Genomic DNA, 12,993 nt, shown 5'->3' with positions numbered 1-12,993 from the left:
GCTGCCGCCGGTTGGACGAACAGTAGAGCCAAGGTCAGAACCACAAACGGCTTCAAAACACATCCCCCAAGCGCCTGATACAAACTCTAGATCGCACTGCAGCATGACGATGCCATGACATTCCGCGCCGTCTAATGGGCGAAATGCCCACTATGCGTTACAGGGAGATACGAATTGCGGTAGGCCGAGGTTGCGGTACGTCGAACGCGCCGGAGCGACCGGATCAACCCGGGCCGACGCGTTGCCAATCGGGGAATTGATTGCGCGCCCAGGTCTGCTGACGCTTCTGATATTGGCTTGTGGCGTGCAAGGCCTGGGCCATGGCCGCATCAAGATCGATCGCGCCGGCCATATGCGCCGCCAGCTGCGGCACCGCCAGCGCCTTCATCACCGGCACATCGGCGGGCAGGCCCAGCGCCAGCAGCGCCGCCACCTCGTCCAGCGCGCCGGCGGCCAGCATCGCCTGCAGACGGGTCGCGGCCCGCGCATTCAGCTCGGCCCGGGGCCGATCGACAATAACGCCCTGCACCGCTGTCGGCCCCAGCCCGCCATCGCGCCGCTGTTGCCAATCGGCCAGCGGGCGACCGGTCGATCGCACCACCTCCAGCGCCCGCAGCGTGCGCTGGCGATCGGCTGGCATCAGGCGGGCGGCGGCGGCGGGGTCCTCACGCTCCAGCGCGGCGCGGGCAGCGGCGGCGTCGAGCATCCGGACCGCTGCCCGCACATCGTCCGCGATGGCCGGCACCGGCGCCAGGCCATGCACCAGCGCCGTGAGATACATGCCGGTGCCGCCCACGATGATCGGCTGCCGCCCCGCCGCCTGCGCGGCAGCGACCTCCGCCTTGGCCAGATCGACCCAGCGCGCCACCGTGCACACATCATCGCCGGCCAGCGCGCCATAAAGTCGGTGCGGCACTGCGGCTTCCTCGACCGGCGACGGCCGCGCGCTGACGATGGCGAGATCGCGATACATCTGGCTGGCATCGGCGTTGATGATCACGCCATTCGCTTGGCGAGCCAGTTCCAGCGCCAGCGCAGACTTGCCCCCGGCGGTTGGCCCTGTCAGGACGGTGATCCGTTCCGGATCGAGGTTTATGGCAGACGCGCTCATCATCACCCTGGTTGCCGAAGGGGCCTTGTCGCCCGGCGATGCTTCGGCTGCAAGCGACGTCGTGCGCGGCATCGGTGCCGAAATCGTCGCGCAAAGCTGGCTGGAAGCCGGTGACGCCTTCGACATCCTGGCACGCGGCGACGGCCCCGCCATCCGCGCCGCGCTGGAAGACGCGCTGCCCGCCATGGACGTTGTGGTCCAATCCGGCAGTTCCCCGCGCCGCAAGCGGCTGATCGTGGCCGACATGGATTCGACCATGATCGCCTGCGAATGCATCGACGAACTGGCCGACTATGCTGGCCTGAAGGTCGAAGTGGCCGCCATCACCGAGGCCGCCATGCGCGGCGAACTGGATTTTGCCGGCGCCTTGAAGGCCCGGGTCGCCCTGCTGAAGGGTCTGCCCGTCGCCACGCTCGACCAGTGCCGCGAAGAGCGGGTGCGACTGAACCCCGGCGCCCGCCAGTTGGTGCAGACGATGGCAGCCAATGGCGCGCGATCCTTGCTGGTGTCGGGCGGCTTCATGCCCTTTGCCGTGCCGGTGGCACGCGAAATCGGTTTTGCCCGCGTGCTGGCCAACCGGCTTGACGTGGAAGGCGACGTGCTGGCCGGAACCGTGCCCGAACCCATCGTCGATGCCGCCGCAAAAAAGGCGCTGCTCGAAGCCGACGGTACGCCGATGAGCGCCGCGCTGGCCGTGGGCGACGGCGCCAACGACATTCCGATGCTCCAGGCGGCGATAGCCGGTGGCGGACTGGGCATTGCCTATCATGCCAAGCCCAAGGCCGCCGCGGCGGCCCAGGCCCATGTTCGCCACGGCGATCTTACCGTTCTGTTGCGGGCACAGGGCTATATCAGGGCCGACTGGGTGGGCTGATCCACATGGCAGCCATGCACGGCGTCGGCTTGGCAGCACGGGCACACAGGTTACACTCCCGGACCTATCGGGAGACCTGCCATGTCCAGCTTCACCCTCACCCCCATCGGCCATGTCGCAGGCGGCCGCCGCGAAGCGGTTGATGATGACTGGGGCAATAGCCGGGCCAGCATCAATCTTGATCCGGCGCGCTTTACCGCCGAAGCGCTGATCGGCCTGGACCAGTTCAGCCATGCCGAAGTGATCTTCCTGTTCGATCAGGTGGGCGACGATCAGATCACCACCGGCGCCCGCCATCCGCGTGGCAACCCCGATTGGCCGAAAGTGGGCATCTTCGCGCAACGCGGGAGGAACCGGCCCAACCGGCTGGGGGTCAGCATCTGCCGGATCGTGGCTGTCGATGGCCTGGAACTGGCGGTGGAAGGGCTTGACGCCATCGACGGCACGCCAGTGCTCGACATAAAGCCGGTGATGGCCGGTTTCCAGCCGCGCGGGGAGGTGCGCGAGCCCGATTGGGCCCGCGCCATCATGGCCGATTACTGGTGAAACAACTTTGAGGTCAGCCAGGTGCCCGCTGCCGCCGTGCCGCCGGTGAGCACCGTGCCCCAGATGAGATCGAGCACGGTCACCTTCAGGCTCCACACTTTCAGCGTGGCATAGTTGGTGAGATCGTAGGTGGCATAGCAGATGAAGCCGAGCACGGCGCCCTGCAGCGCCGCGCGGGCCACGCCTTCGCTCAAGCCCGGCCACACCGCGAAATAGACAATGCCGCCGATATAGATGGCATAGAAGATCATCGCCGGAGTGAGGCGGAAGCCATTCTCCATCATCACTTCGCCAATTTCCGGTTTGTACAGGCGCGGCGCCATGTTGATCAGCCACACCGCATCAATGGCGGCAAAGGCAACAAGTGTAAGGCCGTAGGCGGCGAGCATCTTGATCATGGGGCCCGCCTTAGCCGCGCAGCGCCAAATTGACACCCCATTTGACAGCATCCCCCCGCATCCGCGATGCTGTGTCACAACCAGGTCAGAATCTGGCAAAGGTCAGCCGGGCAGGACTGGCCAAACATGGGGAGCGCCATGCAGGGCGGGACAAAGAGTGGGCTGTCACGGCTGCTGGAATGGCTGCTGGTGCGTTTCTATTACGCCATGGGCTGGAAATCGATCGCGATCCGGCCGATTCCGAAAAAGGCGATCATTATCGCGGCGCCGCACACATCGAACTGGGATTTCGTCTATTATATCGGCCTCACCCGCGATCTCGGCATCGAAACCAGCTTCATGGCCAAACGGCAATTGTTCCGCTGGCCGTTGGGCAAGTTCATGCGCGAAATGGGCGGCGTGGAAGTGAACCGCGAAAAGGGCGGCAACTATGTCCAGGCCATGATCGACGAGTTCAATCGCCGCGATGAATTCCTGCTCACCATCGCACCGGAGGGCACCCGCAAATCGGTGGGGCAATGGAAAACCGGTTTCTATCACATCGCGGTAGGCGCCCAGGTGCCACTGATCGTCGGCATGATGGATTATGCCAAAAAAACCGGCGGGCTGGCGCTGGCCTTCATGCCCACCGGTGATTATGCCGCCGACATGGCGCGGGTGGAGGAGTTCTATCAATCCACGACGCCCAAACACCCGGACAAGGCGATGAAATCCATCCTGTCCGCCAATGTGCAACCTTTTGACAAAGCGGCCTGATCCTCCCCTATGCTGACCAATCTCGCGATTACCCTTGCCGCCGTTATCGGGCTGATGGCCCTGTGCTGGCGCTATGCCGTGTCCATCCGCGATGTTTCCTTCATCGATGCCATCTGGGCTTATGGCATGGTGTTTGCCGTGGCCGTTGCCGCGCTGCTGAACGGCGGCGTGGCTGGGCCGGCTGGCTGGGCGCTGGTCGTGCTGGTCGGCCTGTGGGGGCTGCGGCTGGGCACACACCTGATCACCCGCTGGCGCCGGCTGGGCCGCGATCCGCGCTATGAACGCATCATCGGCCATGCCGTGGAAAAACAGGGCATGAGCTTTGCCAAGGCGGCCTGGTTCCGCGCGTTCGGCATGCAGGGGCCGCTGCTGTGGGGTGTGTCGCTGCCCGCCCAGGCCGGCGTGCTCGCCGATAACGGCGCGGCGCTGCCGCTGTGGGGCGTCGCCGGGGCCGCCCTCGCGCTGATCGGCATCGCCTTTGAAAGCATCGGCGACGCACAACTGGAAGCCTTCCGCGCCGATCCCGCCAACAAGGGCAAGGTGATGGATACCGGGCTTTGGCGCTACACCCGCCACCCCAATTATTTCGGCGATTTCACCGCCTGGTGGGGCATCTTCATCGTCGGCATCGCCGCCGGTGCGCCGTGGTGGACAGTGGTGGGCCCATTGTTCCTCAGCTTCACCCTCACCCGCTGGTCCGGCGCGCCGATGCTGGAGCACAGCCTGAAGAAGCACCGGCCGGGTTATGAAGACTATATCCGCCGCACCTCGGGCTTCTTCCCGCTGCCGCCCAAACGCGGCTAGGGCTGGGCCTGCGCCCGCTCAAACAGCCACACGCGCACCGCGCTCGACAGGTTGGTGGTGCGCGCTTCGTCGATTTCGGCGACCAGCGCCGCTAACGACTTGCCCTCGGCCGAAGCCGCCTCGCTGAGCGCCTGCCAGAAGATCGGTTCCAGGGTCAGGCTGGTCGAATGGCCCTGGATGGTGAGGCTGTATTTCTTCGGGCTCATGTCACTTCAGCGAGCAGGTCCGCGGCAAAGCCGCGGACTCGTCGGACGGGTTCGCCGCGCAGAAGCGCGCGGCGCCCCGCCGACCGCGCTTGCGCCTGTCGGCGCGCGGCCCGCGCGCCAGAAACAGGCAATTTGGGCGCTGCGCGTCAATACATATGCTGCCCGCCGTTGACCGACATGGTGGAGCCCGTGATGAACCCTGCATCCTCGCTCACCAGGAAGGCGACGGCCCGCGCGATCTCGCTGGCCTGGCCCAGCCGGCCGACCGGAATCTTGGCCACGATCTTGGCCAGCACATCCGGCGGCACGGCGGCGACCATGTCGGTATCGATATAGCCGGGCGCAATCGCGTTGGCAGTGATGCCGAACTTGGCGCCTTCCTGCGCCAGCGCCTTGGTGAAGCCGTGGATGCCCGATTTGGCGGCGGCATAATTCACCTGGCCATATTGCCCGGCCTGGCCGTTGATGCTGCCGATCTGCACGAACCGGCCAAACCCGCGCTCCTTCATGCCCGCAAATGTGGCCTTGGCCATGTTGAAGCAGCCGCCCAGATTGACGCGGATCACCTCGTCCCACGCGTCCCAGCTCATCTTCATCAAGGTGCCGTCACGGGTGATGCCGGCGTTGTTGACCACCACATCGATGGGGCCCAGCTCGGCCGCCACCTGCGCGCAACCCTGAAGGCAGGCCTCGTGATCGGCGACATTCCACTTGTAGCTCTTGATGCCGGTCTTTTCGGTGAAGGCGCGGGCCTTGTCATCGCTGCCGCCATAATTGGCCGCCACCGTCATTCCCATGTCGCGCAGGGCGATGCTGATCGCTTCACCAATGCCGCGCGTACCGCCGGTGACCACTGCTACCCTTGCCATATGCCGCCCATCCCTTCTTCCCAAGTTGCCTTCTGCCTGCCTATTCCCTGACAGGCTTGGCCCGCATCTTGGGCCGGATTTGTGACAGGTTCAACCGGCGTTTATCCCTTTGTTCAGAGCCACCCGGCCAATTCGCGGCGCATGATGGCTTCCAGCATGGCCATTCCGGTGTCACTGTCGTTCAGGCAGGGAATATAGGCAAAATTCTTGCCGCCAGCCTCGATGAATTCATCCCGGCCTTCCATCGCCACTTCTTCCAGTGTTTCGAGGCAATCAGCAGCAAAGCCCGGGCAGACGACGGCAATCTTTTCCACGCCCTGTTTCGGCAGGCTGAGCAGCGTGTCGTCGGTATAGGGTTTCAGCCATTCGGCGCGGCCAAAGCGCGACTGGAAGGTCACCTTCACTGGCCGGCCCAGCGCTTCCTGCAGCAGGCGCCCGGTCTTCAGGCACTGGCAATGATAGGGATCGCCCGCCTCCAGCGTGCGCAGCGGCATGCCATGGAAACTGGTGACGATCAGATCGGGTTCGAAATCCAGCCCGGCCACACCCTCGCGGATCGATTGCGCGAGGCCCGCGATGTGATCGGGATTATCGAAATAGGGCGCCATGGTGCGCAAGGCCGGCTGCCAGCGCATCGCCATCAGCGCACGGGCGGCATCATCGACAACGGTCGCATTGGTGGCAGCGGAATATTGCGGATACATCGGCGCCAGCAGGATGCGGTCACAACCGGCCTTCTGCAGCGCCGCCAGCCGATCGGCGATGGTGCGCGTGCCATAGCGCATGGCCCAATCCACCATCACGGCATGGCCCAGCCGTGCCTGCATCGCTTCGGCCTGGCGGCGGGTATGAACGGTAATCGGCGAGCCTTCGTCCATCCACACCTTGGCATAGTTGGCGGCCGTGGTGCGCGGGCGGATATTGAGGATGAGCAGGTTCAGGATTGGCTGCCACAGGATCTGCGGGATCTCGATCACCCGACTGTCGGACAGGAATTCGCGCAGGAAACGCTTCACCGCCGGCACATCTGGCGCATCGGGCGAGCCCAGATTGACCATCAAAACGCCAACCCGCCCGGCCCGCACCGGCGGGTGATCGGTGGGCAGGGCCAACGGCGGCAGGACCAGCGGTGCCGTCATGCGGAAAAGAAGGGCAGGTTGCGCCAACGCTTGCCCGTGGCGGCAAACAGCGCATTGGCCACCGCCGGCGCGATCGGCGGCGTGCCGGGTTCGCCAATGCCGCCGGGATCAGCATCAGACGCGATGATGCGCGTTTCGATTTCGGGGCAATCGGCCATGGTGACAAGCGGATAGGCGTGAAAATTGCTCTGCGCCACCGCGCCCTGTGCAAAATCGATGCGGCCAAAAAGCGCGGCAGACAGGCCATAGATGATGCCGCCTTCGATCTGCGCCACCACCGTATCGGGGTTGATCACCCGCCCGCAATCGACCGCCGCCCATACCCGGGTGACGCGCGGGCGTTGACCCGGCACGGCTTCCACCTCGGCAATCTGGGCGACGATGCTGCCGAAACTTTCGACCAGCGCCAGGCCGCGGCCAACCACAGGATCGGTAGGGCTGTCGCTGCCGCCATCGTCGCGGCCCAGCGGCCCGCCCATTTCCATCACCGCCTGCAACACGGCAGCATGGCGCGGCTTGTCCTTCAGCATGGTGAGGCGGAAGCTGGCGGGATCAACGGCGGCGGCGATCGCCAGTTCATCCACGAAGGATTCGACGATGAAGCCAGTGAAACTGTGGCCAACACTGCGCCAGAAACCCAGCGGCGCGGTGCAATCGGCCAGGCAATGCTGCACGCGCATGTTGGGAATGGCATAGGGCAGTTCCACCGCGCCTTCGATGGCGCCGGCACCCGCCGATGGCCCGCCAGCGATGCGGCCGATGTTGCGCCCGGCAAAGGCCGCCCCCACGTCGGGCACGGCGATGGCAGTGTTCCAGCCCTGGATGCCGGCCGGCGTTGCCTTGCCATGCAGGCGCGCTGCGGCGGCCGGGCGATACATGTCGTGGCCGAAATCCTCTTCGCGGCTCCAGATCAGCTGCACCGGCCGGCCCACGGCGCGGGCGATCAGCGCAGCCTGGGCGCAGGCATCGCCTTCCACCTTGCGGCCGAAACCACCGCCAATCAGCGTCGGGTGAATGATCACATCATCACTGCCCAGCGCCCGCGCCACGGCGCGTGCGGCCAGGCTGGCACTCTGCGTGGGCGCCCAGATCTCGGCACGGTCGTCCACCACGCGCGCCGTCGCCGTCATCGGTTCGAGGCAGGCATGGGCGAGGAAGGGCAGACTATATTCAACGGTGAGGACGCCGGACTTCAGCACGGCGCCGACATCACCTTCGTCGCGCACCACTTCGCCCACCCTTCCGGTTGGCCCAAAGGGTTTTCCATCGGCGGCCAGCGCCCCGCGGACGGCGGCAATCTGCCAGGGGCCAGGCGCCTCGTCCTTGCCCTGCTGCCATTTGATCGGCAGCGCCGTGACGGCCTTGTGTGCGGCAAACCAATTGTCGGCCACGCAGGCGACGAAGCTTTCTTCTTCCACCAGACGAACGCCAGGGGGCAGCACCACTTTGCCCAGCGGCGCCGGCCTAGACCCGAGCGGCCCCTGCGCGATGGCGGCAAAGCCCATGTTGGGCAGCCGCACATCGATGCCGAAGCGCGCCGAGCCATCAACCTTGGCAGGAATGTCGAGCCGCAGCACTGGCTGGCCGGCGAGCCGGCGCTCGCTGCGCAGCGTCGGCTCCACCGGCGCGTCATTGGGGTCGATATCGGCCATCAGTTCGTGGAAGGCCAGCCGGTTGGCCTTGTAGATGACAAAACCGCCGGCCGTATCGACTTCGGTCCACTCCACCTGCCAGCGCCGGGCGGCAGCCTTCACCAGCATTTCGCGGGCAGCAGCGCCAGCGGCCCGCAGCGGCATTTCCCAGGCGCGCACGCTGTTGGAACCGCCGGTGATCTGGAAATCGAGGAAGCGCGCCACGCGCCGGCCGGCGCCCAGGATGAGGCTGCGCAGCGGCTCGGATTGGCGCGCCGCCGATGCCGCCGTCAATCCGGGATTGGCATAATCCGGGCCCAGCGGCGCCGGTTCCACCCCCACCGTCTGCCAATCGGCGCCCAGTTCATCGGCAATGATCTGCGCCAGTGCCGACCAGATGCCCTGGCCCATTTCGGCTTGCGCCACCGCCACGGTGATGCGGCCATCGGGGCCAATCTTCAGATAGGCATTGATCAGCGATTCGCCGGGGGCCGCCGCCCAGTTCAGCCGGGTCGCGCGCGGCCACACGGCCCAGCCGATGGCCAGACCAGAGCCAGCCACCGCCGCAATCAGCAGATTGCGACGGGTCAGGCCAGCGCGGACCCGCTGGCCCGCCGAGCTGGTGGGTTTCAGGCTCAGGCCAGTTGCCCCAGCAGATGTTCGGCCGACGACACGCCAAAGGCGCCAGGCGGTTCGATGTTGAGCTCGGCGACCTTGCCGTCCCGCACGATCATCGAGAAACGCTGGCCACGAATGCCCATGCCATAGGCGCTGCCATCAAAAGTGAGGCCCAGCGCTTTCGAGAAATCGCCATTGCCATCGGCGATCATCGTCACCTTGCCTGTGGCGTTGGCCGATTTGCCCCAGGCCGCCATCACGAAGGCATCGTTGACCGACACGCAGACGACCTCATCAACGCCGTTGCGCAGAAAGGTTTCGGCATGTTCGACATAGCCAGGCAGGTGGCGGGCCGAGCAGGTGGGCGTGAAGGCGCCGGGCACCGAGAACAACGCCACGGTGCGGCCGCCGAACAGTTCGGCCGTCGTCACCGGCGCCGGGCCATCGGCGGTTGCCTTCACAAGGGTCATTGTCGGAATCGAATCACCAACCTTGATCGACATGTTCATTCTCCCAGGGGCATATCTGCCCGGCTTTCCTAGCCTTGGCCCCAACCCGCGTCCAGCGCGCGTGCCAGTCTCGCTTGTATTTGCTCTGAACCGCGCATGCCGAGCTTGTCTCGCGTCCACCGCGCTTGTGACGTTGTCCCGCGCCAGGCGCCGGCCTATGGTGGCTGGCGTGGAAACCGCGCCATTTCTTTCCGGCCAATTGCTGCTGTCGATGCCTGGCATCGGCGATGACCGGTTTGATCGCACGGTCATCGCCATGTGCCTGCATGATGAAGGCGGCGCGCTGGGCCTGGTGATCAACCGGCCGCACCCGGATCTGCGCCTGCATGATCTGTTGCAACAGCTCGACATCGATCCCGGTGTGGTGCCCGATGCCCCGGTGCTGGAAGGCGGCCCGGTCGAACCCGGCCACGGATTTGTGCTGCATGAGGCCGATTATGCCGCATCCGGCACGATCAGGGTGGGCAATGCCTGGGCCTTCACCTCCACACTTGATGTGCTGCAGGCGATCGCCCGCGGCGACGGGCCGAAACGCTGGCACATGGTGCTGGGCTATGCCGGCTGGGGCGCCGGCCAGCTCGACATGGAAATGCGCCAGCACGGTTGGCACCTCGCGCCGGGTGACGCCACCACCGTTTGGGACACACCGATCGACAAGCGCTGGGAACGCGCCTTTGCCCTGACCGGGGTGGCCGTGGCGAACCTGTCGGCAACGCCGGGACGGGCCTGAACCATCACACGCCGCGCCGTAACGCGGCTCACCCCATCACAAACGCGTTCAGCTTGTTGCCGTCCGGATCACGGAAATAGCCGGCGTAAAAGCCCGAGTCGCCACGCGGGCCGGGCGGGCCTTCATCGGTGCCGCCATGTGCCAGCGCGATGGCGTAAAGCCGGTCCACCTGGGCCTGATCCTTGGCTTCGAACGCCACCATCACGCCGTTGCCAACACTGGCTGCATGTCCATCGAACGGCTTGGTGGCGGCAATGCCGGCCGCGCCGCCCGGCGTGCCCCAGGCAATGAAGCCATCAAATTCCATCATGCGACCCACACCCATTTCGGCCGCGACGGCATCATAGAATTTCGCCGCCCGCGCCAGATCATTGGTACCCACGGTGACATAACCGATCATCTGCCGTTCTCCCTTTGCAATGCCTGAACATAACAAGAACATTCTTGAGTCGCAAGCGGCGCGCGCCAACGGGCGTCGTTCAACGGCCAAGTGTCGGAAATTCTTACACTTGCCGCCCGTAATGACAGACGTGCCCATTGATAAGGCAGGATTTTCAGGCGTGGCACGAAAATTGCATCACATTCTCCACCATTATGGTGTATTTCCAGGGGGTTAACAATGCGTTTCGTTTTTGCAGCTGCGGCAGCCATCGCTGCCTTCGCCACCCCGGCCTCGGCCGCTTTCATTGATGCGCCGGTGCCGACCAATGCCTATGTCACCTTCGGCGGCCTTGATTGGGCCTGGGCCAGCCCCTGCGATCCGTTCGCGCCCGGCAGCTGTGGCCCGATCGACCTGTCGTTCCAGTCCACCCAGGGCTGGCGCATCGCCACCACTGCCGATTTCCTCAACACCGGCTTCACGGCTTCGCTCTTCAGCTTCACCGGCGCCAACGTGCCCGCCGGTGGCACCGAAGCCGTCACTGGCGCCACCTTCTTGGGCGGTAACCCGGCGGCCACCGCCTGCGCCACGCCGTGGTTTTCCAACACGTTCCGCCACTGCGATTTCGGCGATGGTGCCTCGGGCATCATCTGGAACTTCCCAGGCAACACCAGCCAGGGCAGCTGCTGCAGCGAAACCTTCGTGGTGCGCGACGCCAACCCTACGGCCGTGCCGGAACCGCGCAGCTGGGCGATGCTGATCGCCGGCTTTGGCCTGGTGGGCGCCATCCAGCGCCGCCGCAAGGCCGCTGTCGCCGCCTGATCCCGAGAGGGCCGAATGAAGGCGCCGGTTGCAGGGGTTGCCCTGTGGCCGGCGCTTCGTTATAGCGCGCCCTTCGCATGAACCGAACGGCCTGGCTGAAGGGCTGCCATGGCCGTTTTTGATGCGTCTTTAAAAGGAGACCGAAATGCCCAAGATGAAGACCAAGAGCGGGGTCAAGAAGCGCTTCAAGATCACCGCCACCGGCAAGGTGAAGCATGGTGTGGCCGGCAAGCGCCACCGCCTGATCAGCCACAACGCCAAATATATCCGTCAGAATCGCGGCACCGATGTGCTGGCCAAGTCCGATACCGCCCGGGTGCATGCCTGGGCGCCGTACGGCCTGAAGTAAGGGAGGACACCCATGCGTATCAAACGTGGTGTAACCACCCGCGCCAAGCACAAGCGCATTCTCGACGCCGCCAAGGGTTTCTACGGCCGCCGCAAGAACACCATCCGCATTGCCAAGCAGGCGGTGGAGAAGGCCGGCCAGTACGCCTATCGCGACCGCAAGGTGAACAAGCGCAATTTCCGCGCCCTGTGGATCCAGCGCATCAACGCCGCCGTGCGTGAAGAAGGCCTGACCTACTCGCAGTTCATGAACGGCGTGAAGATCGTTGGCCTGCAGATCGACCGCAAGGTGATGGCCGATCTGGCCATGAACCAGCCGGAAAGCTTCACCGCCATCATCGGCCAGGTGAAGGCCGCTCTTGAGGCGAAGGCCGCGTAACAGCGCCTGCGAAAAGCATCAGAATGGAAGGGGGCGCTCCGGCATTGTCCGGGGCGCCTTTTTCTTTTCAGAATCAACCGAATGTTAAGGCTAATCGCCTAATAACCATCGCTGGCGAGCCCGGCATTGGCGCCCGGTTCACGCCAATTCGGGGGTTGATTCATGTCGTTCGCCAATCGTCTGCTTCCACTGGCGGTGTTCGCTGCCAGCCTCGCTGCACCTGCCGCCGCGATCACCTTGTCGACACCGCTGGCTGGCGGCAACGGCCAGGCCGGCATCATGTTCGATCTGGTCGCCGGCAGCCAGGCGCTCACCATCACGGGTGGCGCGATCAGCCTGGATTTCGGGACCCATTCAGTCCAAATCTTCACCCGCCCGGGCACCGTGGTCGGCAACCTCACGCCAACCGGATGGACACTGATCGGCACGGCCGCCGGCCTGATCGGAAATGACATCGGAACGCAGACGTTCCTTGATTTTCCTGATTTCACCATGGCGGCCGGCTCCACCACCGGCATCTATTTCAACGCGGTGTCGGGCTCGCCGGTGAATTACACCAATGGCAGCGTGGTTGGCGGCATTGTGGCATCCGATGCCAATCTGTCGATCCTGTCGGGCTTTGGCCGCGGCAGCAATTTCGGCAGCGACTTCTCGCCGCGCAACTTCAACGGCAGCATCGTCTACACGCTGGGCACCGGTGCCGTGCCGGAACCGGCGAGCTGGGCGCTGCTGATTGCCGGTTTCGGCCTGACCGGCGCTGTCGCCCGTCGTCGCCGCGCCGCCGTTTCGGCCTGATCCTGTTTTTACCTGTTGCGTAACGCCGGGTGCAGCGATGCACCCGGCGTTTTCTTTGGCGGCCACGGGTCTTGCGTCG

17 protein-coding genes are annotated in these 12,993 nt (G+C 65.0%); 9 read left to right on the top strand and 8 right to left on the bottom strand.

The features are described from left to right. Window positions 1-223 precede the first annotated feature (223 nt). Window positions 224-1,114 carry a tRNA (adenosine(37)-N6)-dimethylallyltransferase MiaA gene (miaA, locus tag D619_RS15260; protein ID WP_347574767.1) on the bottom strand — a complete coding sequence of 297 codons (891 nt, stop codon included), beginning with the start codon at window positions 1,112-1,114 and terminating at the stop codon, window positions 224-226. Here miaA and serB point away from each other — a divergent pair. Next, window positions 1,095-1,985, top strand: a complete 891-nt coding sequence (gene serB, locus D619_RS0101880) for a phosphoserine phosphatase SerB (protein WP_017666860.1) — start codon at window positions 1,095-1,097, stop codon at window positions 1,983-1,985. The two genes, miaA and serB, sit on opposite strands and share 20 nt — an antisense overlap. Window positions 1,986-2,066: 81 nt before the next feature. After that, a complete protein-coding gene (locus tag D619_RS0101875; protein ID WP_017666859.1) occupies window positions 2,067-2,531 on the top strand; it encodes an SAM-dependent methyltransferase in 465 nt (154 codons plus the stop codon). Here D619_RS0101875 and D619_RS0101870 read toward each other — a convergent pair. Further along, a complete protein-coding gene (locus D619_RS0101870) occupies window positions 2,522-2,929 on the bottom strand; it encodes a DUF2177 family protein (protein WP_017666858.1) in 408 nt (135 codons plus the stop codon). The two genes, D619_RS0101875 and D619_RS0101870, sit on opposite strands and share 10 nt — an antisense overlap. A 138-nt stretch (window positions 2,930-3,067) precedes the next feature. Here D619_RS0101870 and D619_RS0101865 point away from each other — a divergent pair, with 138 nt between their 5' ends. Next, the gene (locus D619_RS0101865; protein WP_017666857.1) at window positions 3,068-3,685 is read left to right on the top strand and encodes a lysophospholipid acyltransferase family protein; all 618 of its coding nucleotides are present in this window, start codon (window positions 3,068-3,070) and stop codon (window positions 3,683-3,685) included. A 9-nt stretch (window positions 3,686-3,694) separates the two neighbouring features. Then, the gene (locus D619_RS0101860) at window positions 3,695-4,489 is read left to right on the top strand and encodes a DUF1295 domain-containing protein (RefSeq protein ID WP_017666856.1); all 795 of its coding nucleotides are present in this window, start codon (window positions 3,695-3,697) and stop codon (window positions 4,487-4,489) included. Here the strand turns inward: D619_RS0101860 and D619_RS0101855 are convergent. From D619_RS0101855 to D619_RS0101835, 5 genes are all read right to left on the bottom strand, one after another. Further along, a complete protein-coding gene (locus tag D619_RS0101855) occupies window positions 4,486-4,695 on the bottom strand; it encodes a ribbon-helix-helix domain-containing protein (protein WP_017666855.1) in 210 nt (69 codons plus the stop codon). The two genes, D619_RS0101860 and D619_RS0101855, sit on opposite strands and share 4 nt — an antisense overlap. A 146-nt stretch (window positions 4,696-4,841) precedes the next feature. Further along, a complete protein-coding gene (gene phbB / locus D619_RS0101850; RefSeq protein ID WP_026090603.1) occupies window positions 4,842-5,564 on the bottom strand; it encodes an acetoacetyl-CoA reductase in 723 nt (240 codons plus the stop codon). Window positions 5,565-5,677: 113 nt separating this feature from the next. Further along, complete coding sequence (gene hemH / locus D619_RS0101845; protein ID WP_017666853.1) at window positions 5,678-6,703, bottom strand: ferrochelatase; 1,026 nt, start codon at window positions 6,701-6,703, stop codon at window positions 5,678-5,680. Further along, entirely contained in the window at window positions 6,700-8,895 is a 2,196-nt protein-coding gene (locus D619_RS0101840; protein ID WP_017666852.1) for a molybdopterin cofactor-binding domain-containing protein, read from the bottom strand. Before D619_RS0101840 ends, hemH begins: the two co-directional genes overlap by 4 nt. A gap of 74 nt (window positions 8,896-8,969) precedes the next feature. Next, complete coding sequence (locus tag D619_RS0101835; RefSeq protein WP_026090600.1) at window positions 8,970-9,455, bottom strand: peroxiredoxin; 486 nt, start codon at window positions 9,453-9,455, stop codon at window positions 8,970-8,972. A 163-nt stretch (window positions 9,456-9,618) separates the two neighbouring features. On the opposite strand from D619_RS0101835, the gene D619_RS0101830 reads away from it, so the two are divergent. Further along, complete coding sequence (locus D619_RS0101830; RefSeq protein WP_017666850.1) at window positions 9,619-10,191, top strand: YqgE/AlgH family protein; 573 nt, start codon at window positions 9,619-9,621, stop codon at window positions 10,189-10,191. Window positions 10,192-10,219: 28 nt separating this feature from the next. On the opposite strand, the gene D619_RS0101825 is transcribed toward D619_RS0101830, so the two are convergent. Beyond that, window positions 10,220-10,591: a VOC family protein gene (locus D619_RS0101825; RefSeq protein WP_017666849.1), complete on the bottom strand. Its 372-nt coding sequence runs from the start codon at window positions 10,589-10,591 to the stop codon at window positions 10,220-10,222. Window positions 10,592-10,810: 219 nt separating this feature from the next. Between D619_RS0101825 and D619_RS18265 the strand changes: the two genes are divergently transcribed. The 4 genes from D619_RS18265 (at window position 10,811) to D619_RS0101805 (ending at window position 12,914) form a co-directional block, all read left to right on the top strand. After that, a complete protein-coding gene (locus D619_RS18265) occupies window positions 10,811-11,392 on the top strand; it encodes a PEPxxWA-CTERM sorting domain-containing protein (protein WP_017666848.1) in 582 nt (193 codons plus the stop codon). Between the two features lie 145 nt (window positions 11,393-11,537). Then, complete coding sequence (gene rpmI / locus D619_RS0101815; RefSeq protein WP_017666847.1) at window positions 11,538-11,741, top strand: 50S ribosomal protein L35; 204 nt, start codon at window positions 11,538-11,540, stop codon at window positions 11,739-11,741. A 12-nt stretch (window positions 11,742-11,753) separates the two neighbouring features. Further along, the gene (rplT, locus tag D619_RS0101810) at window positions 11,754-12,119 is read left to right on the top strand and encodes a 50S ribosomal protein L20 (protein WP_017666846.1); all 366 of its coding nucleotides are present in this window, start codon (window positions 11,754-11,756) and stop codon (window positions 12,117-12,119) included. 162 nt (window positions 12,120-12,281) lie between these two features. After that, window positions 12,282-12,914, top strand: a complete 633-nt coding sequence (locus D619_RS0101805) for a PEPxxWA-CTERM sorting domain-containing protein (protein WP_017666845.1) — start codon at window positions 12,282-12,284, stop codon at window positions 12,912-12,914. Window positions 12,915-12,993 lie beyond the last annotated feature (79 nt).

Source organism: Sandarakinorhabdus sp. AAP62 (assembly GCF_000331225.1).
Classification (GTDB): domain Bacteria; phylum Pseudomonadota; class Alphaproteobacteria; order Sphingomonadales; family Sphingomonadaceae; genus Sandarakinorhabdus.
The sequence above is the reverse complement of the archived record's forward strand: the minus strand, read 5'-3'. Positions and strand labels throughout refer to the sequence as shown.

Excerpts from the sequence above, each read along its gene's own strand:
- D619_RS0101860 (WP_017666856.1), top strand. The coding sequence starts at position 3,695 with ATGCTGACCAATCTCGCGATTACCCTTGCCGCCGTTATCGGGCTGATG.
- D619_RS0101805 (WP_017666845.1), top strand. The coding sequence starts at position 12,282 with ATGTCGTTCGCCAATCGTCTGCTTCCACTGGCGGTGTTCGCTGCCAGC.
- D619_RS0101875 (WP_017666859.1), top strand. The coding sequence starts at position 2,067 with ATGTCCAGCTTCACCCTCACCCCCATCGGCCATGTCGCAGGCGGCCGC.
- D619_RS0101855 (WP_017666855.1), bottom strand. The coding sequence starts at position 4,695 with ATGAGCCCGAAGAAATACAGCCTCACCATCCAGGGCCATTCGACCAGC.
- hemH (WP_017666853.1), bottom strand. The coding sequence starts at position 6,703 with ATGACGGCACCGCTGGTCCTGCCGCCGTTGGCCCTGCCCACCGATCAC.
- rpmI (WP_017666847.1), top strand. The coding sequence starts at position 11,538 with ATGCCCAAGATGAAGACCAAGAGCGGGGTCAAGAAGCGCTTCAAGATC.
- D619_RS0101835 (WP_026090600.1), bottom strand. The coding sequence starts at position 9,455 with ATGTCGATCAAGGTTGGTGATTCGATTCCGACAATGACCCTTGTGAAG.
- D619_RS0101830 (WP_017666850.1), top strand. The coding sequence starts at position 9,619 with ATGGTGGCTGGCGTGGAAACCGCGCCATTTCTTTCCGGCCAATTGCTG.
- D619_RS0101825 (WP_017666849.1), bottom strand. The coding sequence starts at position 10,591 with ATGATCGGTTATGTCACCGTGGGTACCAATGATCTGGCGCGGGCGGCG.
- miaA (WP_347574767.1), bottom strand. The coding sequence starts at position 1,114 with ATGATGAGCGCGTCTGCCATAAACCTCGATCCGGAACGGATCACCGTC.
- serB (WP_017666860.1), top strand. The coding sequence starts at position 1,095 with ATGGCAGACGCGCTCATCATCACCCTGGTTGCCGAAGGGGCCTTGTCG.
- D619_RS18265 (WP_017666848.1), top strand. The coding sequence starts at position 10,811 with ATGCGTTTCGTTTTTGCAGCTGCGGCAGCCATCGCTGCCTTCGCCACC.
- phbB (WP_026090603.1), bottom strand. The coding sequence starts at position 5,564 with ATGGCAAGGGTAGCAGTGGTCACCGGCGGTACGCGCGGCATTGGTGAA.
- D619_RS0101870 (WP_017666858.1), bottom strand. The coding sequence starts at position 2,929 with ATGATCAAGATGCTCGCCGCCTACGGCCTTACACTTGTTGCCTTTGCC.
- D619_RS0101865 (WP_017666857.1), top strand. The coding sequence starts at position 3,068 with ATGCAGGGCGGGACAAAGAGTGGGCTGTCACGGCTGCTGGAATGGCTG.
- rplT (WP_017666846.1), top strand. The coding sequence starts at position 11,754 with ATGCGTATCAAACGTGGTGTAACCACCCGCGCCAAGCACAAGCGCATT.